This window comes from Tunturiibacter gelidiferens, assembly GCF_014201335.1.
In the GTDB taxonomy this organism is placed as follows: Bacteria; Acidobacteriota; Terriglobia; order Terriglobales; family Acidobacteriaceae; genus Edaphobacter; species Edaphobacter lichenicola_E.
Genome location: NZ_JACHEB010000001.1, coordinates 440,837 through 466,458 on the forward strand (window position 1 = coordinate 440,837; position 25,622 = coordinate 466,458).

The window sequence follows — 25,622 nt, forward strand, 5'->3', positions numbered from 1 at the left end:
TTTGATGGGATATCCACGTCAGAACGGGCTCGCTGTCGCCTTGCGCGAACTCGGTCGCATCGAACGCACGCTCTCTTCATCCTGGATTGGCTGCAAAAGCGTTGAACTGCGTAGGCGAGTGCACACCGGCCTGAATAAGGGCGAAGCCGCAATGCGCTTGACCGAGCCGTGTTCTTCTCCGTCTTGGCGAGATCCGCGACCGCAGCTTCGAGCAGCAGCAATGTCGCGCCAGCGGGCTCACCTTGGCCACAGCCGGCATCACGTTGTGGAACACCGTTTACCTCGAACGAGCCACCAACGCACTACACGAAAACGGGCATACCGTAGACCCTGCGCTCCGGAGACACTTGTCTCCGCTCGGATGGGAGCACATCAACCTTACCGGAGACTACCAATGGCGGAAACGCCGCAAGACTCCGTAAGAGCAAGTTCAGGCCTCTGCGACAGGCCTAACATACGATCTGGTCCGTCGGTGTCCGGCCCCACCCGGTCGGCCAGTGCCTAATCAGGTGGCCGGCATCACGTTGTGGTTGAGCCGGAACATGTTGGCCGGGTCGTAGGTCTTCTTGATGGACGCCAAGCGCTCGTAGCGCTCGGGGCCGTAAATCGCCGCGGCGTCGGCCGCCTCATCCGGCGCGAGGTTGTTCACGTACCGCCGGGCGCCCTGCCAGGGCTTCATGCCGTCGAGCAGATTGGCGACCGACATCTTGAGTTGCTCCTCCTCCGACAGCGGTCCGGCGGAGACACCCAGCAGGCTGTACGGCAGCCCCCTGGTCGCTACGGCGTTGGGCACCTTCGGCTCCCGGTCCCAGGCCCCGCCCAGGGCACGTAGCTCAGCCATCACCAGATCGGTTTCGGAGTCCGGACCGACGAGTTCTATCAGCTTGTCCTGCGCCTGCGGAGGGAACTCTCGCAGCATGATGCCCCGTTCGTAGTAGGGCAACGCGTCGGTCGGCTCGTTGTGGATCGATGCGACCTCGGCGTACGACATGTCCCGCACGGTGTCCAGGACTGCAGGAGCTACCGCTCGCAGCGGCTCTATCATCCGCTCGCCGTCCGCGGTCGTGCCGCTGTAGGCGATCCGCACCGACACCAGAAACTTCCCGCGCAGAGGCTCAGCCACTTCGGGCATTGATGGCATCCGCATCACCGCGATCGACGTGACCATGGTTTCCGGGGTGCTGGGGTGCCAGGCGGTCCAGGCTCGCAAAACGTCGGCCGTCCGGTCACCGGGGAAGTAGAGGCCTCCGCCGTAGAGGCGAGACACGGGGAACAGATCGAATTCCAGAGCGGTGACCACTGCGAAGTTGCCCTTGCCGCCGCGCAGCGCCCAGAACAGGTCTGGTTCGGATTCCGCAGTGACGTGCCGCAGTTCGCCGTCCGCGGTGACCACGTCGAGCGAGCGCACGTGGTCGGCGGCATACCCCTGGGAGCGGCCGAGGGTCGGGCTGAGACCGCCGCCCAAGGTGTAACCGGAGACTCCCACGGTGGGGTTCGACCCGTTCAGCGCGGCCAGACCGACCTCGGTTGTCTTCGCAATGACCTCCGACCACAGCACTCCGGCTCCGACCCGGACCGAGCGGCAGGCCGCGTCGATCGTGATGTCGTTCATTCGATGGGTGGCAATCACGACGGCGCTGCTCGCGGAACCGACGATCTGGTGGCCGGTGGTCTTCACCAAGACTGGCCGGTGTTGCCCTGCCGCGAAAGAAACGGCGGCCTGAACATCGGTCACGCTCTCAGGCACCACGATCACCGCGGGCGTTAACTCGTGGTTTAGGTTGAAGACCGCGCGTTCGTCGTCGTATCCCGCGTCGCCCGGCAGTAAAACCGAACCCGCGACCGTAGCCGCGAGGCGCGCGGCATCTTCCGGCAATACCGGCGGCAGGGAAGAATCGTTGAAAGTCATGACATACTCCTATTTCTACTGCGGTACCCGAAGCCAAGAGACCTCACCTTTGATCTGCTCCTTAGTCTTTCGGGGAACTTACGGTGCAATCTGGTCCCATCTGCCCTTACTTATGAAGTACCGCTCACGTGTTTACATCACGAGTATCAGGGCAAGTAGTAGGTTTGTTTGCGAACTGTGACCTTGAGTTAAACCTATCTCGTCCCTTCAATTTCAGTGTGCCTAATACTGTCGTTTGTATCGAATTGTGCGAACCTGTGACAGAAAGGCCGAGGAGTCCAGTGTTCCTCGTCTGTGAATTCATGCGGGAGCCGTCCGAGCTACAGGCCCCGATATTTGCTAAAAGAATTCATGAGTTGACTGAAGGTTACATCGGCGAAATCGCGGAGCTACTCATGCGAGCTGCGGTCAAGGCCATCGAAACGAAGAAGGAACGAATTGATTGCGTGCTTTTAGCAGACCTCAACTGGAAACCGACACGACAACTGGGATCGACCCGTGCCAGTCGCGCAGGCGTTCTAGCGTCGATCCGATCATCCTTGCGCCTGTCCTCCCCGATCAGTCGCACGCTGCGAGCGTGCGCCACGATCGCTTCATGACCGAGCTCGCTAAGCAACCGGCTTACCCACGGGGAATGCGTTCCGGTCTCCAGTGCGATACGACTCCGAGGCATCGCTCCAAAAATCTCTTTTATCGCGTTGGGCGTCGTGCTCAACCTCTGCTCCATCAGGACGTCACCTGCTGCATCGAGCACGCAATAAAAGCTCGCCCTGTCGCGCAGATCCAAACCGACGGTAAGGTGCCAGTCCTGCTTGTTGAGGGCCTGCTGCATCATCGTAGTGGTAAGCTTCTTCATCGCCGGTCTCCCTGTCTCCCACGCTTCAAGCGCGTCGATAACTTGGGAGCTTAACGCATCCCACTCGAGACCGGCCTTCTTATCCCATCTGCTATCGCCAACTGAGGGCAGAACGATCGCGTTTGTCAGTAAACGCAAGCCGACATATCGGTAGTAATCCGGCTCGATGAGCGCGTTGGTGATTATGCACAACGTGGCACGCACATTAGCATCTACCTGCGTGAGCTCCTGGAGTATCGGGACCTCTCCCCTCGCTTTGGCGTGGGTTTGCTTTCAACTCGGTTCTGTTTGGGGAGAGTTGGTGCCGGACACACAACCGCAGCTGGTGGTATCGAAAGGCTATCGACTATGTACCGTCGTATGTCAAAGCGCGGGTGCAGACGAGAACACTGTAAGACATGCACCCCGACGAACTGGGACGGCCGAGGTGGATTTTGATGTTGATCAGCGAGGGGTGGAGGAGGGGCTCGGGCTGTTTGATGCTTCCATTCGGAGTGCTCCGACGGGAGAGGCGAGGCTGCCAAGATCACGCTTCGCCGTAGCATCGCTGGGATCGTCTCTCACTTCGACACGTGCTAACGCAACACACTTCGCGCCGTAGGCGCAGGCCTCCGCCTGGATGGATTTTATCGAAATGGTTGTCGAAGAGTGCGAGCTAGGCATAGCTGTTGCAGTCATTGCAATTGATTTAGATTGGGGTACAATTTTGGATCACTTTGCAGCTTTTAGGTATGCAGATGAAACTAAGAGGCTTACTGGAAATAACAGCAACCAATAATCAGTTGCTCTTGGCCACTAAATCTAAAAGCACGCTTATAAGTTATTGAAAAGGAATGGAGCCGATGAGCGGAGTTGAACCGCTGACCTACTGATTACGAATCAGTTGCTCTACCAACTGAGCTACATCGGCCTGTCTCTCTATTCTAGCGGCATCGCAGCCATCCGCCAAATCTTCTATTCGACCCAGTTCTCTTGGCTGCGCCACAATCCCAAATAATCTACCCGCCATCGAGAATCAATCGGCAAGATGTCGATTCGCAATCTCGATGAAGTTCCTTGCAAGAACACTCTCTACTCCCACCTTAACCCCGAGATCAATCGAAGTCCGGCACGCCGCCTTCACCTCTCGATACACCACCCCCGGCACCGCGACCCTCGCGACGCAGGCCGGCGCCAGCGTCACACCAAGCCCCGCGGACACCAGCCGCACTAGCGTCAGCCACTGCGGCGCGTCCTGAACAATGTTCGGGCGAAACCCCTCCCGCTCGCAACAGGCGATGGTTCGGTCGTAGGCAAGCGGGCCCATCCGTCGCGCAAACATGATGAACGGCTCTCCCTCCAGTGCTTTGACGCTCAACGTTCTTCGCCGAGCCAACGCGTGCGCCTCCGGCAGCACAGCCACATACTTTTCTTTCAACAGCGTAGTGATGCGAATCCCCTCAGTCGGGTCCCCATCCCGCAGAAACGCAAGGTCAATCTGCCCATTCAGCAGCGCCGCGATCTGCGCAGAGGTCACAAGCTCACGCAGACGCAGTTCCACCTTCGGATAACGATGTCGAAAACTCTGAATCGCGGCAGGCAACTCCGTGAACATCACCGAGCCACTGAACCCCACGGTCAGCGTCCCCTCTTCACCGCGCCCAAGTCTGCGAACCTGTGCAAGGTCTTCGTCCACCTTCTCCATCGTGCTTCGTGCGCGTCTCACAAGCAGTTGTCCGGCAGGCGTCAGCTTCACCCCACGCGTCGTCCGCTCAAAAAGAGCATGACCCAGCAGCTGCTCCAGCCGTTTGATCTGTTGGCTTAGCGGAGGCTGTGCCATCCCCAGACGTCTGGCTGCCCTGCTGAAATGAAGCGTCTCTGCGACCGCGAGGAAGTAGCGTAGATGTCGCAACTCGATCTGGTCGCTCATACGCCAATGATATAGATTGCGACCTTTCACCTATTGGACATCCTGCGAAACTCCTCGTAGCGTTGACTTCAGGGAGACGTCGTTCAGTCCCCCACTCACCAGAACCAATGGAGACCCTCATGAACAACACTGCTCTCGACTTCAAAATTCGCGAATTTGAACCAGGAGACGAGATCGCCTTCCGTCTCCTGAACGAAGAGTGGATCACCCGCGAGTTCGTTCTCGAGCCGAAGGACATCAACTACCTCTCGAACCCCCAGGCGACTATTCTCGATCACGGCGGCAGAATCTTCTTTGCCGTTCAAAACGGCGACGCCGTCGGCTGCTGCGCCCTCGTCGCCATGGAACCCGGAGAGTTCGAAGTATCCAAGATGGCCGTAACGCGGGCCTGTCAGGGTAGCGGAATCGGCCGCCGTCTCCTTGAAAAGGTTGTGGACGAAGCAAGAATCTCAGGCGCAACCCGCCTCTACCTCGAGACCAACCACAAGCTCACCCCTGCTATTCACCTCTACGAAGCAATCGGCTTTCGGCGACTTCCGCCCGACCGCGTGGTGCCTTCCCCCTATGCCCGTGCAGACGTCTCGATGGAACTATCCTTCTTCACTCCGTAGAGATACGTCGTCACACGTCGCTCCATATTTCAAAATCAAAAAACAACAAGCGACCCGTCCTCCATGTCACGGCGCATCAATCCGGTCAGTGTCTTCCCTCCTGCAATCCATCCCTTCTTCCGTACCGGTTGGCCACACCAACATCGCAAGTGCAGCCAGAGCGATCGCTATTTGAAACACCGGATGCAGACCCTGAGACATAAAACGCCGCTTCCTTCGAAGAGCTTTCTGTTCCCTGCTCTCTGCATCGACAACGACGCTCTCAGCCGTGAGACAGCACCTTGAGCGCCTCTTGTTTTCGTCAGCTTCTCTCCCACTTTGGTAACCATCCAACTCTAAAAAATCGCCCCGAAAACACCCTCCAAAAAAGCGAAGAGGCCACCCGGCAACGAGGTGGCCTCTTCTTTAGGGAGAATAGTTCCAACGGAGGCAAAGCCATCAGAACTTTCTGGCGAAATACTAAGTTTGGCGATATGACGTGTCAAGGCCAAAACTCGCCTACTGTAAGTCCTTATTGATCATACGGTTACGGGGGTTACTAACCTGATAACACCACCCCTGATGTTCGCCTTATATTCGCTTTATGCCTGCCCACGAAATCTCAAACGGCATTCCTATCAGCCGCTTAGCCCATTCCATGCACCATCATCAGTGCAGATATAGCAGCCTTCCGTCATCCCCGGGTGGTCGACTTCGGATCCCCTGTCTGAATCCGGGCCGCACTTCCGCTCAGGTCGATCCGAAGGAACTCCGGCTCAGTCGCCGCCGGCTTACCCTGAAGTACCCTAATCGCAGCCCGCCCGCCACCCAGAAATAGTGCCAGAATTACCGCGGCCAAAGCCCCCAGTCCACAGAAAACCAGAATGCTGGTAAGCAGGCTCACGGTCTTCTTGATTTCCGCATGGAACTCTGGCGGTACCGGCTTGTTCCACGTCACCTCGCTCCGCAGATGGATCCCGTCCACCAGCCTCTTCGCCTCCTCCGCGTTCCAGGCTCCGGTCGTCAGCAGCACCAGTGGTCCCTCACGCCTCAGCATCACGGTTCCGGCCGCACCACCCTCCCGGTTCATCTCCGTCTCGATCTGCCGCCCGTGGTCGCCCGCAATCTGCGGCGTCGGATAGAGCAGCATTGTCAGCGTGCCCTTCCCCTCATACTTTGCCGTCACAACCTCCGCAGCCTTATCGAAGCCAACAATCTCCGGCGGCAACACGCCACCCATCGCCTTATAACCCACCGGCCCCAGCGCATAACGCTGCGACCCATTTTCCAACCCCTTCGTCGGCAGATAGGTCGGCAGCAGCGGAGACATCCCCTTAGGCCCTCCCACCTTCGGCAGCCCAGTCTCCACCGTCCGCAACTGCGCCTCAGCCGAAGCCGAACTACCCTTCAGATTCGCGACCACCACGGACACGCCACTCCGCACGACATAAGGCGCACTCTTGTAGAGGTAGTCATACGCCGCGGCCGCTCCCGTCGCATCCACAAACTGATAAACCGTAATCGTGCCGCCCCGTGCCCCACCGCCAGCCACCGGACTCTGCGGTCCGCCCCGCTCATATCGCCGAAGCCCATCCTCTATCAGCACCGGACCATCAACTCCGCTCCATGACGGAGCGCCATTACCCGCTTCATGGTCCGGCCCTCCCCGCAGCGACTCCGGCAGCAACGGAGCAGGAGGCTCCGCAAGCATCACCTTCGCCGTCTGTCCCTCCAGCGAAATCGCCGACGCACCCGCCATGGCAAACGCCAGCAAAACCGGCGCCACTACCCGCATCCGAGAAGAAAAACCCATACGTGGTCAGACTACACCAGCACCCGAACGTAAGCCTAGACGTCAAAGCCCATCGATCACCATCGCCCTCTCCCGCGGACCCAATCCTCCTTTCCCGACTCACCATCAAAGACAATCAACCGCATCACTCGACGGGGAACCTCAACAGAGTCGCAATCCCATCGGGATCTCCCAACCCCCTGCTGGCAATCAATTGATTAATCTCCTTCAAATAACTCGGGCTATGCTCCACCGTCTTCGAAAACGACTGCACCAGCCTGACCACATGCTCCTCTCCGAACGCCTCTCGCGCATAACCCGCCATCCCGACCAGCAGGCCGTAGATCAGCGCATACTGCGTCACCATCAACATGTATTCGTCAAAAATCCCCTGCGGAGTTATATGAGCGCTAGCCTCCCTGCCAAACGGAAACAGCGTCCTATAGATATAGTTCAGCAGATAGTTCTCCAGAATATGCGGATGCGCCGCAAAGAACGGCGCGCAATACTTTGCTTCCGCCTCCACGTAATGGAGCGCATCGCTTGCCGAAGTCGACCCAGCAGAATATCCGATGCCCTGCAAAAACTCGTCGAAGCACTCCAGGAAACGTTGGCCACAAGAGCCCGCACGAATTCGCTGGTCGATCAACCGAAGCACCACATCCAGCTGCACCGCAGGCTGCGCCGGCACCTTCTCCAGTTTGTCGCGCAGAGCACCCGATTCCACAATCGCCCAATAGCTGCTCAGAATCTCCGGCACTGCATCATCTTCCTGCGCACTCACCACCTCGTTCAAACGCTTACACAGCATCCCCAACAAAAACAGCCGCTGCCAAAACGGACGCCCACGATCCTGAATCATCGCCACCATTAGGTCCCGAACCTCCCAGAAGTAGCGCGTCGGTTTATGGATCGGCCCATCCCCACTCGTCAGCCGCGAAAACTGATCCATTCGAAAGTGAGCTGAAGAAGCCTCCCCCACCCTCCGCGTCGAGTCGGCATCGAGCAACACCTGACGCGCCGCCTGCGGACACGAGAGGTAGAGCGAAACCTCAAGCTCATCCTCCACACTGTTCAACGCACGAGGGTATGTGGAACAAGTAGCAGATAGCAGCTCCGAACCATACTCCTTCTGCACCCCGCAGAGCCGCTCAGCCGAAAGAAAAGGGCACCGCCCTGAAGCATCCGGCCGAATTCGCGCGTAAAGAGACTCCGTCGCCCCGACAGGAAGAATCGAGACATACTGCTTCACCAGAGCACCCAGCTTCTCCTCAGGAAACGCCTGATACCCCTCATACGTCTTCTTGTCCACCAGAACGCTCATGCCATGACAACAGGAGTCCTCGCACTCAGTCCCGATACAGTGAAAAGCACTCCCGTAAAGCGGTTGAATCTTCTGCGTCTCCGGCCTCATGGACCTCCTCAGGAAGCACGGCGAGTCATCTCGAAAGCACCAGGCTCGCAACGCATCTTCGCGCGAAAAAATATCCGCGACGACACAACAGCAAATGCGTTGCCATCACTGGATCATCCAGATTGGAAAAATCTAAGAATCAATCGACCGTCGTATTGCCCAAACCCGCCGAAATCCCCCCCTCTACCCAAAAATCGTCATCTCGACGCAGTGGAGAGACCCCCGCATTTCGCCCTTGCTTCTATCTTTGGTGTTACCGATACCATCGTGACGATGCGGGAGCCGGCACCATTGACTTGTCCCTTTTTACCGCTCACAACGAAGAGCCACTACCACCCCAATTCAATTCCCGTTAGCCCGCTCCGTCGGTACCTTCGCCCCACTCAACCCACCCGCATATTTCGCGACGCCTTTATATAGACTCTCCGCCACCCGCTCCCGATAATCGGGCTGCTGCAGTTGCCGAGCGTCCTTCGCATTCGTGACAAATGAAATCTCTGCCAGAATGGAGGGCATATTCGCCCCAATCAACACCACAAACGGAGCCTTCTTCACCCCGCGATCCTTCAACCCCGCGTTGCCTCGCTGCAACCCGCCATACAAACTCTGCTCCACATCCGCCGCGAACTCACGAGACTCCTCGATCTTGTCCTTCAACGTAATCTTCTTCACCAGATCGCTCAACTGATGAATCGACTGATCCGATACCGCGTTCTCTCGCGCAGCCGTCTCCAGCGCATCAGGCGACGAAGTGAAGTTCAGATAGTAAGTCTCTACCCCACGCGCACTTGCATCCGCGGACGAGTTGGCATGAATCGAAAGAAACAGATCCGCCTGCGCCTTATTCGCAATTGCCGTCCGCGTCTCCAACGGAATAAACGTATCGTCCGACCGCGTATAAATAATCTCCGCCCCCAGCCGATCATGGAGCAGCTTTCCCAGCCGCAGCGCCACATCCAGCACCACATCCTTCTCTTCAATCCCATCAACGCCCAGCGTCCCCGAGTCATGTCCCCCATGCCCCGCATCGATCACGATCCGCCCGATCTTCAACCCCAGCGCCCGCACCATCGACGTCTCGCCATCCGCCGTAGGCACCGCCGCCCTTGCCGGCACAGCATCCGCATCCTTCACGGCCTTACCCTTCTTCAACCGTTTCGTCGGCACCGCCACCGGCACATCAGGAGCAGCTCCAACCGCAGCACCCGCAACGACGCCTGCAGTCGCGCCGGACGAATCCGCACCCGAATCTTTCTTCCCCGTAACCACCGCAGAGATCGGCTGCGAGGTCGGCTGACTGGTAGCCTCCACTCTTCCCGGCTGCGCACTCAGCGCCGCTACGTCAAACGAACTCCCCGACTTCACCGCCGTCGTATTCGGCACTGTCGGTGCAGCCGCGGCCGCCCTCTGCATCGGAACGTTCACCGCCGGCGCACCCGGTTCCGCCTTGCTCCCGCCATGGATATCTATAATTAAGCGATAGGGATTCGGCAGCAGAAACGCCGAATACTCCGTCACATCATTAACATCCAGCACCACGCGCGTCATGTCGTTGGAAAACTGCGCCGCCCGGATCCTCTTCAAATATCCATCATCGGTCACCGCAAAGCTCTTCCCGACCAGCTCCTGCGCCAGCCGTGTGCCATGCAGATCGAAATAAATCCGATCCGGATTCGGCACCCTCGCCGCCTCATACGTCACATCATCGCCCAGGTCGATCGCCACCCGCGTATAGTTCGGCGTCGACCAATGCCGAATCCCCGCCACCTGTGCCAAATGCCCTCGCCGCGCCGTCTTCGCAACATGCATCGGCGCAGCACCCTGCGCTTCACCAGCCGAAGCCCCACCGACGGCCGCATCGGCCGTCTCATCCATCGGCACTGCAACTGCCGCCGCGCCCGCACCCACAGCCTTCCCATCGACCCCACTCGAAGCAGACGCAGAAGCCCCGCCCGTTCCAATCTCCTTAGTCACAGAAGGCAAAACCGGAGCCGGAGCCACCGCCACAGCAGCATCCTGCACCCCACGCCCTGCACCTTGCTCCAACGAAGCCAGCCCAGCCCGCGCCTCCTCCGCCTTTTCACTTCGCGGATACTGCTTCACCAGCAGCGAATATCTCTCCCGCGCCGCCTCCACATCATGAAGATCATTCTCATAGATCTGTCCTTCCGCCAACAGCGCACTCACCCGCAGCGAGCTTCCCGGATACTGCGTCCGTAAAAACTCATACTGACCCACCGCCGCCTTCAGACTCATCGCATCATGCAGCCCGCGCCCCTGTTCAGCCAGCAGCTCCGCCACCGCATTCACGCTATCGGGAGCATGCATATCCCTTGGCGACTCGTGGTACACCGCACGAAACCCATCCATCGCCCGCGTATAGTCCGCCTTTGTCCGCGTCCCTTCCGGCATCGCCTCCAAAGTCTCACGACCCCGCTCCGCCTGCTCCCAGGCGCTCAACTCCGCATGCCTCTTCTGCGCCGGCTTCGCAGGCAGAACCTGCACCATCGCGCAACCCAGCACCACCGCGCAACCGCCACTCCACCAAAAACGAGTTGTCTTCCCTAAGCCCATTGCCTTCTTCAAAATCGACAGACTTGGCTAAGTTTAAGAGAGCCCACCCTAAAACGCGCGTGAAAAGAACCCCCGTACACCCCCCGATACCCCCCGTGATTCCCAAAACACAAGCCCTTGTGTCTCCCCGAACTAGCTACCCAACGCCGATCGGCACTTCAGACTCTGCGTCCCATCCACCCGACCTCTCAGTTGCAAGGTAAAAACTTCCTGTACACTTTCCCGCATGGTAGATATCGATCTTCTCGTCGCAGCTCTTCGCAAGCGCGGCCACAAGGTAGAAGGCATATTCAAAGTCCCCGATAACGCCGGCGACTACGAATTCGTCGTGGACGGAAACACCCTCAACCTCGCAGAGACCCGCCAGCTCCTCGAATCCGAAGAACCGAAGTAGTCACTCGAGGAAGGCGTGGTAACTGAAGAAGACCTGAACAAACTCCTCAATGCCGGAATTCGCTCCCTGGCACTCTGAGGAGCAAGAGGAAACCGTTTGGCGGTCTCTGACAAAATAGTATGTCAGACGAGGTCTGCTGAGATAGCAGAAATTGGAATGGAATGCCGGAGCAGTTCCTACCCCAGCAAACCGCCCACCACCTCCGCCGCACTCTTCAAAGCCGCATCCAACGAACCAACATCATTCCCACCAGCCTCCGCCAGATCAGGCCGTCCCCCGCCTTTCCCTCCAACCTGAGCCGCAAGCTGTCCAACAATCTTCCCCGCCTGCACCCGCGAAGTCAGATCCTTCGTCACGCCCACAATCAACGAAACCTTCCCATCCACAGCAGCGCCCAACACAACAACACCACTTCCCAACTTAATCCGCAACGAATCCACCAGCTCCCGCATCTGCGCCTTCTCCACTCCATCCACCCGCTGCGCCAACAGCTTCACGCCCTTCACTTCCACTGCAGATGCGCTGGCGTCAGACAAAGACGAACTCGCCGCCTTCATCCGCACTGCATCCAGCTCCCGCCGCAGCTTCTTCATCTCCTCCTCCTGCGCCGCAATCCGAGCACGCAGCCCATCCGCCGGAGTCACCTCATCCGAAGAGCTTCCCAACATCGCCCCCACCACACGAGCCACCTCAAAATCCCTCCGGAACTCATGCAGCGCCCCCGTCCCACTCACCGCCTCCACGCGTCGCACGCCCGAAGACACCGACCCCTCCCCCACCACCTTGATCACGCCAATCTCGCCCGTAGCCCCCGTATGAATCCCGCCGCAAAGCTCCGTCGAAAAGTCGCCGATCTTCACCACCCTCACCTTCTCGCCATACTTCTCGCCAAACAGCGCCATCGCGCCCAGCTCATTCACCGCCACGTCGATCGGCACATCCACCAGCGTCTCCACCTTCGTATTCCCCATCACCTGCCGGTTCACAATCTCCTCAACCTCGCGCAACTCCTCCTCGGCCACACCCGTAAAGTGCGAAAAATCAAACCGTAGCCGCGTCGCATCGTTCAACGACCCTGCCTGCTTCACATGTTTACCCAGCACCTCCCGCAACGCCGCATGCAGCAGATGCGTCCCCGTATGATTCCGCGTCGTAGCCGCCCGCACCGCACCATCGACCACCGTATCCACCGTATCGCCCACCGCAATCGTATGATTCGCCCTCACCTTATGCGCAAACACTCCCTGCACCGGCTTGGTCGCGCCACTCACCTCCGCCACCACCAGGTTGTGATCCCCCGAGTACAACCACCCCTGATCCCCAACCTGCCCACCCGAGTCCGCATAGAAACTAGTAGCGTCGAGGACCACCTCACCCGTCTCGCCACCCTTCAACTCCGGCACACCAACGCCATCCTTCACCAGCGCCAACACCTTCGCCCCATCCACCCGCAGCGTCAAATATCCTTCAAACTCCGTCTTCGGCAACTCGCGATAAACCGGCGCCGCCGACTTCTGCGACCCACCCTTCCAAGAAGCCCGAGCCCGAGCCTGCTCCTCTTCCTTCGCTTGATCAAAACCCTCTTGGTCGAATTTGATAGAAGCATCACGGGCAGCGTCAATCATGAAGTCAAGCGGTAGCCCGTAGGTTTCGTAGAGATGAAAAGCGATTGTCCCAGGAAGAATCGCAGATTCAGGCAAATAGCCATGCACCTCATTTGGGTTTAAACCCAAATCACTCATCAGCGCATTGTTTTGTTCAGGATCAGAATTCGACAAGTACTCGCTCTTGGCAGTTTCAATGGACCGGTCAAGGAGTTTCGCGCCGGAGGTTAGCACCCGAGCAAACTGCTCCTCCTCCGCCAGCACCACCCTACTCACCCGCTCCGCAGTCTCCTTCAACTCCGGATAAGCCACCTGCATCTCATCCCGAACCGCAAACACCATCTCATACATAAACGGCTTCTCCTGCCCTAGCAGCCGTCCATGCCGAATCCCGCGCCGCAGAATCTTCCGCAGCACGTACCCTCTGCCTTCATTGGCAGGCAGCACACCATCCGAGATCAAAAACGTAGCCGCCCGAGCATGGTCCGCAATAATCCTCAAGCTCGCACGCGACCGGTCATCAACAGCATGCTCCGGCTCCACCTTATGCCCGGTCAACTCCTCCGCCCGCGCAATCAGCGGAGTAAACAAATCCGTCTCAAAGTTCGACAACACTCCCTGCAGCACCGCCGCAACCCGCTCCAACCCCATCCCCGTATCGATCGACGGTTTCGGCAGCGGCGTCAGCGTCCCATCGCTGCTCCGATCAAACTGCATAAAAACTAGATTCCAAATCTCGACGTACCGCTGATCATCCTGCGGAAACGGCTTATCCACTCCCGCCTCTTCAGCTGCCTCAATCCCCAGGTCGTAGAAGATCTCGCTACAAGGCCCACAAGGCCCCGTATCCCCCATCTGCCAGAAGTTATCTTTGGCCGACATCCCAAAGATCCTCTCCTTCGGCACGCCCGTCTCAATCCAAAACTTCTCCGCCTCATCATCTCGCGGAACCTTCGCATCCCCTTCAAAGATCGTCACGTAAAGCTTCGCAGGATCTATCCCAAAGCAATGATCGTGATTAGAAGTCAGCAGCTCCCACGCATAAGCAATCGCATCCTTCTTGAAGTAATCCCCAAAGGAAAAATTCCCCAACATTTCAAAGAAAGTATGGTGCCGCCGCGTAAACCCGACGTTCTCAAGATCGTTATGCTTGCCCCCCGCCCGCACACACTTCTGAGAGCTGACCGCCCGCGTGTAATCCCGCTTCTCGTTCCCAAGAAAAACATCCTTGAACTGATTCATCCCCGCGTTGGTAAACAGCAGCGTAGGATCGTTCACCGGCACCAGCGAAGAAGAGTGCACCCGCCGATGCTCTTTACCCTCAAAAAACCGCAAAAAATCTTCCCGAATCTGGCTGCCTGAACGATTAATCATAAGCACCAAGTTTATCAGCGCAACGGCATTCGTCGTAGAATCCCGAAGCGGAGCAGGACATCGCAGAAAGGAAACTTCTATTCCTTCAACACGGAGACTTTGGAATGGATGGAGGAGACAACATGATCGTTATCACCACGCCCGCAGGGGCGATCGGCCATCAGGTCCTCGAGAAGCTTCTGAATTGCGGCGAGACCATCCGCGTGATTGCGCGCGATCCTTCGCGCCTGCCTGCGCATACACGCAAGCGGGTCGAGGTGGTGCAGGGATCGCATAGCGACAGCGTGGTCGTCAACCAGGCATTCGAAGGTGCCGATTCCGTGTTCTGGGTAGTCCCTCCGGACTTCCAGGCCAACAACGTTGAGAAGCGATATCTGGAATTTATAAGGCCGGCGTGTGAAGCCTTCAAGAGCCGAGGTGTGAAACAGGTTGTTGCGGTTTCGGCCCTGGGGCGCGGATGGCCTAAGCCTGCCGGGCTGGTGTCCGCATCCATCGCGATGGATGATCTGATAGCAAGCACGGGCGTCGCCTTCCGCGCACTGACGATGCCTTCGTTTATGGATAACTTTCTTCGTCAGGTTGAGCCGATCAAGAACCAGGGAATGTTCTTCTCGCCGATGTCCGGGGACCTGAAAACCCCAACATGCGCGACACGCGACATCGCGGCGGTAGCGGCGAAACTGCTGCTCGATTCTTCGTGGAGCGGGAGTGGCAACGTGCCGGTCCTTGGCCCAGAGGATCTGTCATGCAACGAGATGGCGCAGATCATCTCAGAGGTACTGGGAAGACCAGTTCGCTTTCAGCAGGTTCCGTTCGATGCCTTCAAGGCGAGTCTGATCGAGTCCGGAGCATCCGAGTCGATGGCCACTGCCATGGTGGAAATGATGGTGGCTAAGAATGAAGGTCTCGACAACATGGAACCGCGAACTGCGGAGTCCACCACGCCCACTACTTTTCGCCAGTGGTGCGAAGAGGTATTGAAGCCTGCTGTGCTGCGTTAATCAATCACCCAGCCGCAGCACCTTCGCCGCATTCCCACCCACCAACATCTCCATCTCCGCTCCAGACAACACCCCCGCCACCTTCTCCAGAAAATCCTTCCCCTTCGTGTTCGCACTAAACGGATAGTCCACCGAATACATCATCCTCTCAATCCCAACCACCTCGAGCGCACACTCCAGCGGCGGCAGAGTGAAATACCCACTCGTCGTCAGATGAATATTCGTCTTGAAATAATCCGCCACCGGCCGCTTTAACTTAGCCGCCCCCGACAACATCCCGCTAGACCGCGCCAGCGCGAACGGCAGCCCCTCACCCATGTGCCCAATAATCAATTGCAACCCCGGGACCTTATCGAACAAGCCCGACACAATCAGCCGAAGCGTATGCAGGGCCGTCTCCGAGTGCCATCCCCACCCCGCAATCGACAGCATCCGCCCCAACTCTCCCGGCAATCCAGAGTAGTAAGCCTCGCGAACCGGCTCCGGAGGCGGTGCCGGATGCAGATAAACCGGTACACCAAGCGCAGCCGCCGCCTCGAAGAACGGCAGAAACCGTGCATCATCAAAGAACCGTCCCCCCACGGTCCCATTCACCATCACCCCACGAAACCCCAACCCGTGCACACATCGCTCCAACTCCTTCGTTGCCTCGCCCACATCCTTAAGCGCCAACGTCGCGAATCCAGCCAGCCGATCTGGATGCTCCGCCACAGCCGCCGCCAGCTCGTCATTCACCTCTCGCGCCACAACGGTCCCGTCCGCCGCGCTCAACCCCTCCAACCCGAACGCCACCAGCGACATCACCTGCAGATCGATCCCAGCCTCATCCATCGCTGCAATTCGCCCCGCCCCAAGGTCCAGCAGCTTCGCCTGCATCTCAGGAAACTGCATCCCCATCTTCGCGGAGTACTCCGCCGTCGCCCGCACATACGTCTCAGTCAAAAAATGTTCTTCCAGCGTGATCGTCTTCATCCCACCTTAGACGCCATCCATCCACCAGAGTTTCCCGCACTCATTCACCCACCAACCCCGGCACCCAGGTCTGCCCCTCCATCCGAAACACCTCATCCTCCGTCTTCCGCAACACTGCAAACTCTCCACGATGCTCCGTCATCACCATCGCCGTCACCAACGCATCGAAGGCATCCTCCGAAGCCCGCGCCTTCGCCACCACCAATCTCGACAACCCCGCATACATCGCATTCTCCCGCTTCTTCTTCGCAAGATAAGCAGTCCGCGCCACCTCCGAACTCTTATTCACCGCCCCTGTCATCAGCCGCGTATAAATCTCCACCACCGTCGGCGCCCGTTTCACATCCGGCTCATCGTAGGGCCAGATCCGAAACCCAGCCTCACGCAACACCAGCAATCCCGGCATCCCCCTCAGCGAAGCAGTCCCCACCGCCCCCGCTCCACCAATCTGAAACACCGACTTAGGCGCGATCCCCGCAATCTTCGCGACCTGCAGCGGATCGGTCATCTCCGCCCGCACCTTCAACACCGTCTCCGCCCGCCGCAACATCCTGTGCGCATGCTCCCCGCAAAACTCCGCGGGCTTCTTCCCATGCCGCCTCGGCCCTACCCTCCCCCAAAACCGCACATCCTCACAGTCCCGATGCAGCCATTTTTCTCCTTGCCCATCCGCAACCAATCGCCAAAACTCCGGCGCCGACCCAATCCCCAACTCCCTCAGAAACCAAGCTGGATAGCTAAACGTAAAGTCAAACCCCACCACCATCCGAGGAGTCTCCTCGCTTATCTCAATCAGCCACGCAATCAGCTCCTCCCGCGTTCTCCCACCCTCCAGCGTCACCCGCCCCGTAGAAGCCGTCCAAACCCCAGCCCAAATCTTCCTTCTCTGCCCCGGCCCCTTATCGCCCGACCAGTCCACCCCAACCACCCGCTTCAACTCGTTCTCAACCATCCTCCTATCATCCACCCCAGGGAACTTTTTCCCTGCTCCCACCGTTTAATCTCAACAGGAGAGAAACACGAATGCTCAACTTTTTGCTATTTCTGATCCTCATGGTCTTCTGTTGGCCCCTCGCCCTCGCGGCGCTTCTTCTCTATCCGCTCATCTGGCTCATCCTTCTTCCCTTCCGACTCGTCGGAATCGTAGTCGGCGGAACCTTCGAGCTCATCGCCGCTCTCTTCTATCTCCCCGTGCGCATGCTCCGCGCCATCTAACACCTACCGACAGAAGTAGAAGAAAATAGCTACATGACCGGCACGCGCATCGACAAGTGGCTCTGGGCCGCCCGTTTCTTCAAAACTCGCGAGCAAGCCTCCAAAGCCTGCGACATGAACCGCATCACCTCGAACAACATCTCCGCCAAGCCCTCTCGCGAGGTCCGCGCAGGCGACAAGCTCCACATCAAAAACGAAGCCGGAGAATTCGACATCGAAGTCCTGGCCCTTAGCCACCAGCGCGGCTCCGCGGCCATCGCGCAAACCCTCTACCGCGAAACCGAAGAAAGCAAAGAGTCCCGCCGCAAAGCTGCCGAAGAGCGCAAACTCCTCGGCCCCATCGCCTTCACCGCATCTTCCAAACGCCCCAACAAACGCGACCGCCGCCTCATCCACAGCTTCCGAGGCGACTACTAATCGCACAATCTCCGCTCCGAGCATCGCGAGGACCACGCGAAGCAATCACAAGTCACGAAGTGACCGCCCCACGCGCAGTGGGCCCGTCCGGCAGGACACCCAATCACTCATCCTCATTCTGCCGTGCATAGCCATCCGAATCTCCCGCCCGATCCTCCGGCTCTGCATAAGAATCCGAATCCACCCCACCTTCTTCCACCCCAGCCAAAGCCTCCTCCGGCAGATCCCAAGCCTTCAGCACCTTAAAAATCGCATTCGAAGAAAACCCAGCCCGCAACAACCGGTTCATCGTCCGCACAGTCTCCTTCTGCGCATTCTCCCCGCTAGGCTGCTTCATCCTCTTCCGCGCAATGTACTGCCGAGCCAGCGCCACCTCATCAACATCCTCATACGCTGTCTCCAGCGTCGAAGCTACCAGTTCCTTCCCCACACCCTTCATCATCAAATCCTGCTGCACACGCCTGCGCCCAAACTTCTCATGCTCCTTCCGCACACGCGTATAGTCCTCGGCAAACCGTGTATCGCTCAAATAGTTCAGCTCTTTCAGCCGCACGATCACTGCATCCATCGCCCGCTCGCCCGCCTCACCGTCCTCCGCGCGAGCCTTCATCAACCGCCGCAGATCCCGCACCGTCCGCATCCTTCGCGCCAGCGTCCCCACTGCATAGTCAAACAACCCAGCCTCACCCACCGGCTCCCGCTTCTTCGGCTGTGCAAACGCCATCACAATGTCCTCAATCCATTCTCACCCAAACAGACATCAGGGCACGACATTCAGCGTAAGCTCATTCGACCGAACCACCTTACCCGTCTTCGGATCCTTCCGAAATACCTGTACGGTGTACCGCCCCGGCCGAGTCAAGCTCACCAGCTTTGCCACATGGGCGGTCTGCAGCGCGGCCTTCCCCGGCTGCACATACTCAACCATCCGACTCTCTTCCTGCTGATGCTGCTGCGCCTCACGCCCATACGCAGTAGGCTCCATCACATGCCCCGCCGCATCCTTCACTTCAATCCGGTACGAGAACTCCGGATTATTCGCACCCGGTCGATGCGCAAACGCAATCTGGTGATCCGACACATTCCTCAATGCAATCGTCACCCTTGCGTCGCCGCCCGCCCGGACCTCATCCTCCGGCGCACTGATCGCAATCGTAAAGTCCTCTCCTCCCACACTCTCCTGCGGAGTCTCCTCTACATTTTGTGGAGCGTTCGACGGCGCAACCGACGGCGACACCACCGGAGACGGAGCCGCAACCACCGGAGCATCAGGAGCAGGCGCAACTGGCCGCTTAGTCTTAAGCGATTCCTTCGTCGCCCCTGCACCCGGCGCGCCCTTATTCAGGGCAACCGCCGCATACAGATTCGTCTTCGTCCACCGATCACACCAGTCCCCAACAGTCTCGTACCAGAGCTTCGAGTTCTGCGGCTTCAACACCCAATGCCCTTCATCCGGAAAATAGAGCATCTTGCTCGGCACATTCAGCCGCTGCAACGCCGTAAAAAGTTGAAACCCCTCCGACACATCCAGCCGATAGTCCCTCTGCGAATGCACCACCAGCGTAGGGGTCTTCGCATTTTGAATCGCAAGCATCGGCGACCACTTCCTGAATGGATCGTTCGCAACCGGCCCAGCAGCATATCTCCACGGCTGTCCCGGCGCGACCTCTCCACTCCGCCGAAACTCCCACTCGTTAAACCAGATCTCCTCGGTCGTTCCATACGCGCTCTCAGGATTAAACATTCCGTCATGCGTCACAATGCACGCAAAACGATCCGTATGCGTCAGAATCCAGTCCGCCATAAATCCGCCGTAGCTAGCACCGAGCGCACACTCCCGCGTCTTATCGATAAACGGATACTTCGACTCCGCAAAATCCAACCCCTTCATCAGATCGACGTAGGCCTTCCCGCCCCAGTCCCCATTCACACCATCAATAAACGCCTGCCCATATCCCGTTGACCCGCGCGGATTGACCATCACCACCACATATCCGTTCGCCGCCATCAACTCCGCATTCCACCGATAGCTCCACGCATCGCCCCACGCGCCTTGTGGTCCACCATGAATCAAAAACTTCAAAGGGTACTTCTTCGCGCTATCAAATTTAGGCGGCGGAATCATAAAGCCCTGCACCGACCCACCCTCCGCACCACTGAACGTGAAGCTGCTCATCTGCGGCAGATCGAGATGCTGCTCCAGATCATCATTCAAATGCGTAAGCTGCACCTCGATCGTCGAAATCTGACTTGAAACAGTCGAAATATCTCTATTCGCCGACTCCTTCACCTCTCCGCGAAACAGCGCCACCACTGCGGCCGGAGACTCCACCGTCATCTTCGTCGCCACCAGCTCATACCCAACATCCTTCAACGCCGCAAACTGCAGCTCCCCGTACTCGCCTCTCCCCGGCAGAGCAAACAGCGACTCACCGAGATTCGGATACGTACAAAAGATCCGCTCCTCCCCATGATTCGCAGTTGTAAAACAGATCTCCGGATTCTCCGGATTCCACACATACTCATCCACCCAGCGATCAAGCTTCGGCATCAGTTCCTTCGTCGTTCCGGCAAGCCGGTCAAACAACATCAGCCGAAAACGATCGCTCTCGTAGGTCGCACGCGCCTGCGAGCGAAACGCAAGATATTTCCCATCAGGCGAATATGCTGGCCCGTCATCGCTCCCCATCGACGTCGAAACTTTGCGCGGCTTCGCACCCGCATCATCCAGCAGCAGTGTAAACACATCGTTGTTCGTGCTCGCCGCCGGAACAAGATCAACATTAGTTACATATGCAATCTCCTCCGACCCAGGTGCCCACGCGTATCCCACCGGACCACCCAGCGTAAACGTCGGCGCCTCCGCGTCCCCAATGTCCCGCCGCGGAGTCAGGTCCCGCACCGCATTTCCATCCGTCGCCGACACCACAAGCACATGACTCCGCTTCGGACCGATATAGCTATTCCAGTGCCGGTACAACAGATGTTCAAACACCTCTGCCTTCACCGGGTTCGCCGCAGCCGCATCGTCTTTCTTCTTGTTGCAAAGATCTTCATCCGTCCACGAGGCCTCATTAGTGCACTCGGGATACACCCGCGACGCAAACAAAATCCTCTTCGAGTTCGGCGACCACACTGCCCCATCAGCCTCCGTGCTTACATTCGTCAGCCGCTTCGGAGTTCCCATCGTCCCCGCAGCATCATCCCACGCAGCAAGAAAGATCTGCGACAGCCCCGTCGCACTATCGGTCGCCACAAACGCAACCTGCTTTCCATCCGGCGAAAATCGCCCTCCCGACTCACCATCCTTCCAGAAAGTGAGCTGCCGTTCTTTCGTCGGGGCGCCTACACTCGAAGCCGCTGGCGCAAGCACCGGAGGAGCCGCCATCGGCGCCACCCAAAGATGATTCACCTTCGAGTTCTTCTCAAGATCAACATCAGTCGCCGAAAACATCACCCACTTGCCACTCGGCGACACCTGCGGATCGCTCACTCTCTTCATTCGTTGGAGATCGGCGAACGTCATCGGCCGCTTTACCGCCGCCCCACCCGACAAAGAATCGGAGTCAGGACCGAACTCCTGGGCCCAAGTCCTGCTGGCCTTCCCACCACAAACATTAGCTGACACTAACGCCAGCACGCCTGCCCAAATCGCCCGGTTCTTCATCGCGCCAGTCTAACTCCCTAAGCCAAAGATCGAACCGGAATAGGAATCAGACAAGAAAATGCTGCCAAAGCTTTTCACGGCCCGCTGCGCGCGGAGCGGTCACTTCGTGACTTATATAGCGGCTTCGCCTGGGGCCTCCCGATGGTCGGCGGAAAGATCTTTGATCGCGACCAACGGGAGCGCCAACCGAAGGGGTATATAAGTCACGAAGTGACCGCCGCCCGCGCAGGGCACACCAAGGCGACAAAAAAAGATGGCTCAAACAGTTACGCGATGAGCTGACCCCTCCACCCGAGCGGATTTTTTTCCTGCAGCACGCATCACCGGCAACTCCACCGCCACCGCCGCACCATGCGGATGCAGGTTGAACGCGCTGATCTCTCCCCCATGCTCCTGAACAATCGAATAACAAAGACTCAACCCCATCCCCACGCTGTCGCCTGAATCCTGCAGCGTGTGAAACGGATCGAACATCCCCCCCGGCTCACGAAAACCCGGGCCCGTATCGCTCACAATCAAGTGAACCCTTCTCCCATTCTGACCAGGAGCGTCATCCGACCCGCTCCCCAAACTACTCAGCGAAATCCGAATCACCATCTCCTCCGCAGTCTTCACACCCCGAACTCCAGTCAACGCCTGCGCGGCATTATTCAGAAGATGCTCCAGCAACTGCCGCAGCCTGTGCCTGTTCCCGCTCACCCCGGGCACCTCTCCATCATCCTGGACCACCAGCCGAATCCCTCGACCCTCCAGCTTCTCCCCACACTCCACCGCCAGCTCGCGCACCATCTCCACTAAATCGACAGCCCCATCGCCCTGCCCCACCGGCCTGCGGAACTCCAGCAGCGTCTCCACCGTCTGTCGCATCCGCAACGCCTCCCGCACAATAATCTCCGCATCCGCCTTCACCCGCGGCTCGCCCGTCGAGCCCGCAATCAACTCCGCGAATCCAAGCACCGCCGTCAGCGGATTACTCAACGCATGCGCCATCCCTCCAGCCAGCATCCCCAGCCCTGCCAGCCTCTCGGCGCGCATCAGCCGCTCAGCCAGAGCAGCATTTTCCAGCGCCCGCGCCACCTTAACCCCCAGCGCCTCCAGCGGCCACAAAGCCTCTTCGAGCTCCCTCTGCCGTACGCTCAGCAACCCATCCGCACCAACCGCCAGCGCCCCGATCATTCGCCCTGCGGTCGTCCACAGCGGAATCACAATCGCCCCCCGCGCCTCCTCCACCAGCCGCGTCCTACCAAACACCACCGCAAACGCATTGTTCTTCACCCTCCTACCCAGCCCGCCCTCGTTCCGCCGCGTGCCAATCCCACCCTTCCGCTCCGCCTCAACAACGCCCTCCGCCCACTCATTCAACGACCGCACCGTCGTCTCTTCCATCCCCGAGCTAGCCGCGACGGAGAACCCGCCGCCCGCGTCCCGCACCAACATCGCCGTCCTGCGAAACACGCTCTTCTCCGCCATCAACCGGCTGACCTGCCCTGCCAGTTCGACTACCTCCGCATCCGCCGCCAGCCGCACATCCAGCCCAGCATAGGCCCGCAGTTCCTCCTGCTCGCGCCTCTCCCGCCGTCCTTCCGCCACCCCCACCTGCACCCGGCACCAGAGCGCCCACAGGCCTCCGCCCGCCAGCGACAACTCCAGCCAGCGCAGCCCGATCAACCCGCTCATCTCCCTCGCTCCAGGCCACATCACCAAACCTCCCCAAATCGCGTCTATTCTTAGTAGCGTGCAGGGCTTTCGCAGAAACGCAGCCCCGCCCATGGAGTTCTCCACATGAAGCTCAGCCGCGCCTCTGTCTCCGCGACCGTCCTCGGACTATTCCTCCTGCTATCGGCCCCCGTCACCCCAGCCATCGCCGCTGTCGCAAATCCAGACGGCGCCGCCGCGCAGGATCCCGCCGGCTTCGGCCCGCTCGACCCCGCGCCCCCCGCGAACATAACCCCACAACAAATCATCGAAAAGTTCGCCGCCCGCGAGACCCTCTTCAATCTCGCCCGCCAGAACTACACCTTCCGTCAGACCGTGAAAGTCGACACCCTCGTCGAGGACACCAACCGCATCGACGGCGAGTACCAGCAGGTCACTGACATCACCTTCAACCGCGAAGGCAAGCGCGAGGAGCACGTCGTCTTCGCCCCCCAAAACACCCTCGAGCGCGTCCAGATGACTCCCGCCGACTTCGACGAGATCGAGCACCGCCTCCCCTTCATCCTGACCACCGAAGACCTGCCCAAATACGACATCACCTACCTCGGCCGTCAGCACATCGACGAGCTCGACACCTACGTCTTCTCCGCCGGCCCCAAGACCTTCGAAAAAGGCAAGCGCTACTTCCAGGGCAAAGTCTGGGTCGACCAGCAGGACTTCCAGATCGTCCTCGTCAACGGCATCACTGTCCCTCAGGACAAGCGCAAAGGCCACGAAGATCTCTCCCCGCCCTTCACCACCTACTACGAGCAGGTTGACGGCAAATACTGGTTCCCCACCTACACCAAGGCCGAAGGCAATCTCCACTTCGTCGCCCAGGAGGGCGCCCTCTCGCAGGACGTCCACATGCGCAACATCGTCAAATACAGTGACTACAAGCAGTACCACGCCAGCGCGCGCATCATCTACAACGGCGAAGACATCACCGACAAAAAAGACACCACCCAGCCCGACTCCAACCAGCCTCCACCGCCGAAGAACCCCAAGCCGTAGCCGGGAAATCCCATCATCCGACCAACGGGAGGACGACGCGAAGCAACTACGAGTCACGAAGTGACCGTCGCCCGCGCAGGGCACCCGTCCGGCAGGATGTATCTCCCAGCCAGCCTCATCTTCCGCAGCAAGAATTTATCAAAGTTACCGAAGATTCGCTTGCCTGCGCCCACCCGCGAGTTTAGGATGACTCTGTTCCCGGTTCCACGGAATCACGGGCCCCCTCAAGCGGAAGATCGTCGGGAACGATCGTACTCAGGGAGGCCGCCGTGCCCATCAAATCTCTCCTCAAAGCTACCTGTGTCGCCACTCTCAGCCTTGGCTATGCCCTGGCCCAAACCCCTGCACCCGCGCCTGCCCCAGCACCCGCGCCCGCAGCAGGTCCCGCCGACGGCATCACCATGGATATGATGCCCATCACCCAGGACCAACTCACCCAGTGCCGCCAGCAAGCCTCCGGCCAGCTCACCGACGAGCAGAAGGCTCTGCACGATCGCGAGCACGGCCAGGATAAAGACAAGATGGCCCAGGGCGGCATCACCGGAGCCACCGGAGTCGCCACCAGCGCCCTCTCCCGCAAGAACAACTGGGGCTGGTGGGGCGGCGGCAACAATAACGGAGCCCAAACCGCAGCGGCCACCGGCGCCACCCAGCGCACCAACCGCAACAGCGCTGACGTCGCCAGCACCACCGCCACCAGCCAGACCGTCGGTGTCGACGCCTACCAGCAGTGCGTCAACGGCATCAAGGGTCCCGAGTACGTCCACTTCCGCCAGACCGGTCAGATGACCGCCTTCACCGGCGCTCCGCTCGCCGCCAGCTCCGCCGCCGCTCCTGCTGCGCCCGCTCCCGGCCCCGCTCCGGTAGCCACGGTAGCTCCCGCACCGATGCCAACCAAATCACCCGTACAGGATGAAGGCGACGGCAAACACTTCGTCCTCACCGCACCCGGCCAGACCGACGCCCGCGAGGTCACCCTCGTCCCCGGCAGCAAGAACTCCTACATCGAAGATGCCACCGGAGACAAATACATCGTCATGCCCGACGGCTCGGTCAACCGCATCCCGCACGTCAAGAAGACCGCAACCAAATAACTCTCACGCGTCTTATCTCAGTCCAGCGACGGTCGGTTCGCTCAATTCACGCACCAGACATCGGCATGCAGATCTTACCTGCATGCCGATCTTTCTTGTTCCACGCAGTCGAATTCCAGACTATGCTTCCA

At 59.1% G+C, this 25,622-nt stretch carries 21 protein-coding genes, 1 tRNA gene and 1 pseudogene; 8 read left to right on the forward strand and 15 right to left on the reverse strand.

Going from position 1 to position 25,622, the window contains the following annotated elements:
• Position 1: 1 nt before the first annotated feature.
• A pseudogene (locus HDF14_RS01765) lies at positions 2 to 398 on the forward strand (Tn3 family transposase); the annotation flags it as partial.
• Positions 399 to 505: 107 nt separating this feature from the next.
• Here the strand turns inward: HDF14_RS01765 and HDF14_RS01770 are convergent.
• From HDF14_RS01770 to HDF14_RS01790, 5 genes are all read right to left on the reverse strand, one after another.
• Positions 506 to 1,909: an FAD-binding oxidoreductase gene (locus HDF14_RS01770; RefSeq protein WP_183972955.1), complete on the reverse strand. Its 1,404-nt coding sequence runs from the start codon at positions 1,907 to 1,909 to the stop codon at positions 506 to 508.
• A 367-nt stretch (positions 1,910 to 2,276) separates the two neighbouring features.
• The gene (locus tag HDF14_RS01775; RefSeq protein WP_183972956.1) at positions 2,277 to 2,765 is read right to left on the reverse strand and encodes an IS110 family transposase; all 489 of its coding nucleotides are present in this window, start codon (positions 2,763 to 2,765) and stop codon (positions 2,277 to 2,279) included.
• Between the two features lie 444 nt (positions 2,766 to 3,209).
• On the reverse strand, positions 3,210 to 3,428 hold the full coding sequence (locus tag HDF14_RS01780; protein WP_183972958.1) for a hypothetical protein: 219 nt from the start codon (positions 3,426 to 3,428) through the stop codon (positions 3,210 to 3,212).
• Between the two features lie 171 nt (positions 3,429 to 3,599).
• Positions 3,600 to 3,675 (reverse strand) — tRNA-Thr (locus tag HDF14_RS01785).
• A 105-nt stretch (positions 3,676 to 3,780) separates the two neighbouring features.
• Positions 3,781 to 4,674 (reverse strand): LysR substrate-binding domain-containing protein, encoded by an 894-nt coding sequence (locus tag HDF14_RS01790; RefSeq protein ID WP_183972960.1) that lies wholly within the window; start codon positions 4,672 to 4,674, stop codon positions 3,781 to 3,783.
• Between the two features lie 119 nt (positions 4,675 to 4,793).
• Here HDF14_RS01790 and HDF14_RS01795 point away from each other — a divergent pair, with 119 nt between their 5' ends.
• The gene (locus HDF14_RS01795; RefSeq protein ID WP_183972962.1) at positions 4,794 to 5,285 is read left to right on the forward strand and encodes a GNAT family N-acetyltransferase; all 492 of its coding nucleotides are present in this window, start codon (positions 4,794 to 4,796) and stop codon (positions 5,283 to 5,285) included.
• A gap of 66 nt (positions 5,286 to 5,351) precedes the next feature.
• On the opposite strand, the gene HDF14_RS26240 is transcribed toward HDF14_RS01795, so the two are convergent.
• The 4 genes from HDF14_RS26240 to HDF14_RS01810 form a co-directional block, all read right to left on the reverse strand.
• Entirely contained in the window at positions 5,352 to 5,486 is a 135-nt protein-coding gene (locus HDF14_RS26240) for a hypothetical protein (protein WP_260697948.1), read from the reverse strand.
• 472 nt (positions 5,487 to 5,958) lie between these two features.
• Complete coding sequence (locus HDF14_RS01800) at positions 5,959 to 7,077, reverse strand: DUF6599 family protein (RefSeq protein ID WP_183972964.1); 1,119 nt, start codon at positions 7,075 to 7,077, stop codon at positions 5,959 to 5,961.
• Between the two features lie 124 nt (positions 7,078 to 7,201).
• A complete protein-coding gene (gene fliB, locus HDF14_RS01805) occupies positions 7,202 to 8,470 on the reverse strand; it encodes a flagellin lysine-N-methylase (RefSeq protein WP_183972966.1) in 1,269 nt (422 codons plus the stop codon).
• Positions 8,471 to 8,812: 342 nt separating this feature from the next.
• Positions 8,813 to 11,044 carry an N-acetylmuramoyl-L-alanine amidase gene (locus tag HDF14_RS01810; protein ID WP_260697949.1) on the reverse strand — a complete coding sequence of 744 codons (2,232 nt, stop codon included), beginning with the start codon at positions 11,042 to 11,044 and terminating at the stop codon, positions 8,813 to 8,815.
• A gap of 226 nt (positions 11,045 to 11,270) precedes the next feature.
• On the opposite strand from HDF14_RS01810, the gene HDF14_RS01815 reads away from it, so the two are divergent.
• Positions 11,271 to 11,438: a hypothetical protein gene (locus tag HDF14_RS01815; RefSeq protein WP_183972968.1), complete on the forward strand. Its 168-nt coding sequence runs from the start codon at positions 11,271 to 11,273 to the stop codon at positions 11,436 to 11,438.
• Between the two features lie 176 nt (positions 11,439 to 11,614).
• Here the strand turns inward: HDF14_RS01815 and alaS are convergent, their stop codons facing one another.
• Positions 11,615 to 14,416, reverse strand: a complete 2,802-nt coding sequence (alaS, locus tag HDF14_RS01820; RefSeq protein ID WP_183972970.1) for an alanine--tRNA ligase — start codon at positions 14,414 to 14,416, stop codon at positions 11,615 to 11,617.
• 122 nt (positions 14,417 to 14,538) lie between these two features.
• Between alaS and HDF14_RS01825 the strand changes: the two genes are divergently transcribed.
• The gene (locus HDF14_RS01825) at positions 14,539 to 15,417 is read left to right on the forward strand and encodes an NAD(P)H-binding protein (RefSeq protein WP_183972972.1); all 879 of its coding nucleotides are present in this window, start codon (positions 14,539 to 14,541) and stop codon (positions 15,415 to 15,417) included.
• Here the strand turns inward: HDF14_RS01825 and HDF14_RS01830 are convergent, their stop codons facing one another.
• Positions 15,418 to 16,389: an amidohydrolase family protein gene (locus tag HDF14_RS01830; protein ID WP_183972974.1), complete on the reverse strand. Its 972-nt coding sequence runs from the start codon at positions 16,387 to 16,389 to the stop codon at positions 15,418 to 15,420.
• Between the two features lie 40 nt (positions 16,390 to 16,429).
• Positions 16,430 to 17,341 carry a hypothetical protein gene (locus tag HDF14_RS01835; protein WP_183972976.1) on the reverse strand — a complete coding sequence of 304 codons (912 nt, stop codon included), beginning with the start codon at positions 17,339 to 17,341 and terminating at the stop codon, positions 16,430 to 16,432.
• A gap of 71 nt (positions 17,342 to 17,412) precedes the next feature.
• On the opposite strand from HDF14_RS01835, the gene HDF14_RS01840 reads away from it, so the two are divergent.
• Positions 17,413 to 17,604, forward strand: coding sequence for a hypothetical protein (locus tag HDF14_RS01840; RefSeq protein WP_183972978.1), 192 nt, complete (start codon positions 17,413 to 17,415; stop codon positions 17,602 to 17,604).
• A 33-nt stretch (positions 17,605 to 17,637) separates the two neighbouring features.
• On the forward strand, positions 17,638 to 18,021 hold the full coding sequence (locus tag HDF14_RS01845) for an RNA-binding S4 domain-containing protein (protein ID WP_183972980.1): 384 nt from the start codon (positions 17,638 to 17,640) through the stop codon (positions 18,019 to 18,021).
• A gap of 103 nt (positions 18,022 to 18,124) precedes the next feature.
• Here the strand turns inward: HDF14_RS01845 and HDF14_RS01850 are convergent, their stop codons facing one another.
• The 3 genes from HDF14_RS01850 to HDF14_RS01860 all read right to left on the reverse strand — a co-directional run bounded on the left by HDF14_RS01850 (position 18,125) and on the right by HDF14_RS01860 (position 23,365).
• On the reverse strand, positions 18,125 to 18,745 hold the full coding sequence (locus HDF14_RS01850) for a regulatory protein RecX (protein ID WP_183972982.1): 621 nt from the start codon (positions 18,743 to 18,745) through the stop codon (positions 18,125 to 18,127).
• Positions 18,746 to 18,781: 36 nt separating this feature from the next.
• Positions 18,782 to 21,688 (reverse strand): alpha/beta hydrolase family protein, encoded by a 2,907-nt coding sequence (locus tag HDF14_RS01855; protein WP_260697950.1) that lies wholly within the window; start codon positions 21,686 to 21,688, stop codon positions 18,782 to 18,784.
• 258 nt (positions 21,689 to 21,946) lie between these two features.
• Entirely contained in the window at positions 21,947 to 23,365 is a 1,419-nt protein-coding gene (locus tag HDF14_RS01860; RefSeq protein ID WP_183972983.1) for a sensor histidine kinase, read from the reverse strand.
• 105 nt (positions 23,366 to 23,470) lie between these two features.
• Here HDF14_RS01860 and HDF14_RS01865 point away from each other — a divergent pair, with 105 nt between their 5' ends.
• The gene (locus HDF14_RS01865) at positions 23,471 to 24,397 is read left to right on the forward strand and encodes an outer membrane lipoprotein-sorting protein (RefSeq protein WP_260697951.1); all 927 of its coding nucleotides are present in this window, start codon (positions 23,471 to 23,473) and stop codon (positions 24,395 to 24,397) included.
• A 269-nt stretch (positions 24,398 to 24,666) separates the two neighbouring features.
• Positions 24,667 to 25,491, forward strand: a complete 825-nt coding sequence (locus tag HDF14_RS01870; protein WP_183972986.1) for a hypothetical protein — start codon at positions 24,667 to 24,669, stop codon at positions 25,489 to 25,491.
• The last annotated feature ends 131 nt before the right edge of the window (positions 25,492 to 25,622 follow it).

Coding starts and splice junctions, on each gene's coding strand:
- HDF14_RS01860 (WP_183972983.1), bottom strand. CDS start 23,365: ATGAGCGGGTTGATCGGGCTGCGCTGGCTGGAGTTGTCGCTGGCGGGC.
- HDF14_RS01855 (WP_260697950.1), bottom strand. CDS start 21,688: ATGAAGAACCGGGCGATTTGGGCAGGCGTGCTGGCGTTAGTGTCAGCT.
- HDF14_RS01835 (WP_183972976.1), bottom strand. CDS start 17,341: ATGGTTGAGAACGAGTTGAAGCGGGTGGTTGGGGTGGACTGGTCGGGC.
- HDF14_RS01780 (WP_183972958.1), bottom strand. CDS start 3,428: ATGCCTAGCTCGCACTCTTCGACAACCATTTCGATAAAATCCATCCAG.
- HDF14_RS01830 (WP_183972974.1), bottom strand. CDS start 16,389: ATGAAGACGATCACGCTGGAAGAACATTTTTTGACTGAGACGTATGTG.
- HDF14_RS01845 (WP_183972980.1), top strand. CDS start 17,638: ATGACCGGCACGCGCATCGACAAGTGGCTCTGGGCCGCCCGTTTCTTC.
- HDF14_RS01825 (WP_183972972.1), top strand. CDS start 14,539: ATGATCGTTATCACCACGCCCGCAGGGGCGATCGGCCATCAGGTCCTC.
- HDF14_RS01790 (WP_183972960.1), bottom strand. CDS start 4,674: ATGAGCGACCAGATCGAGTTGCGACATCTACGCTACTTCCTCGCGGTC.
- alaS (WP_183972970.1), bottom strand. CDS start 14,416: ATGATTAATCGTTCAGGCAGCCAGATTCGGGAAGATTTTTTGCGGTTT.
- HDF14_RS01770 (WP_183972955.1), bottom strand. CDS start 1,909: ATGACTTTCAACGATTCTTCCCTGCCGCCGGTATTGCCGGAAGATGCC.
- HDF14_RS01815 (WP_183972968.1), top strand. CDS start 11,271: ATGGTAGATATCGATCTTCTCGTCGCAGCTCTTCGCAAGCGCGGCCAC.
- HDF14_RS01865 (WP_260697951.1), top strand. CDS start 23,471: ATGAAGCTCAGCCGCGCCTCTGTCTCCGCGACCGTCCTCGGACTATTC.
- HDF14_RS01840 (WP_183972978.1), top strand. CDS start 17,413: ATGCTCAACTTTTTGCTATTTCTGATCCTCATGGTCTTCTGTTGGCCC.
- HDF14_RS01850 (WP_183972982.1), bottom strand. CDS start 18,745: ATGGCGTTTGCACAGCCGAAGAAGCGGGAGCCGGTGGGTGAGGCTGGG.
- HDF14_RS26240 (WP_260697948.1), bottom strand. CDS start 5,486: ATGTCTCAGGGTCTGCATCCGGTGTTTCAAATAGCGATCGCTCTGGCT.
- HDF14_RS01795 (WP_183972962.1), top strand. CDS start 4,794: ATGAACAACACTGCTCTCGACTTCAAAATTCGCGAATTTGAACCAGGA.
- fliB (WP_183972966.1), bottom strand. CDS start 8,470: ATGAGGCCGGAGACGCAGAAGATTCAACCGCTTTACGGGAGTGCTTTT.
- HDF14_RS01800 (WP_183972964.1), bottom strand. CDS start 7,077: ATGGGTTTTTCTTCTCGGATGCGGGTAGTGGCGCCGGTTTTGCTGGCG.
- HDF14_RS01775 (WP_183972956.1), bottom strand. CDS start 2,765: ATGAAGAAGCTTACCACTACGATGATGCAGCAGGCCCTCAACAAGCAG.
- HDF14_RS01810 (WP_260697949.1), bottom strand. CDS start 11,044: ATGGGCTTAGGGAAGACAACTCGTTTTTGGTGGAGTGGCGGTTGCGCG.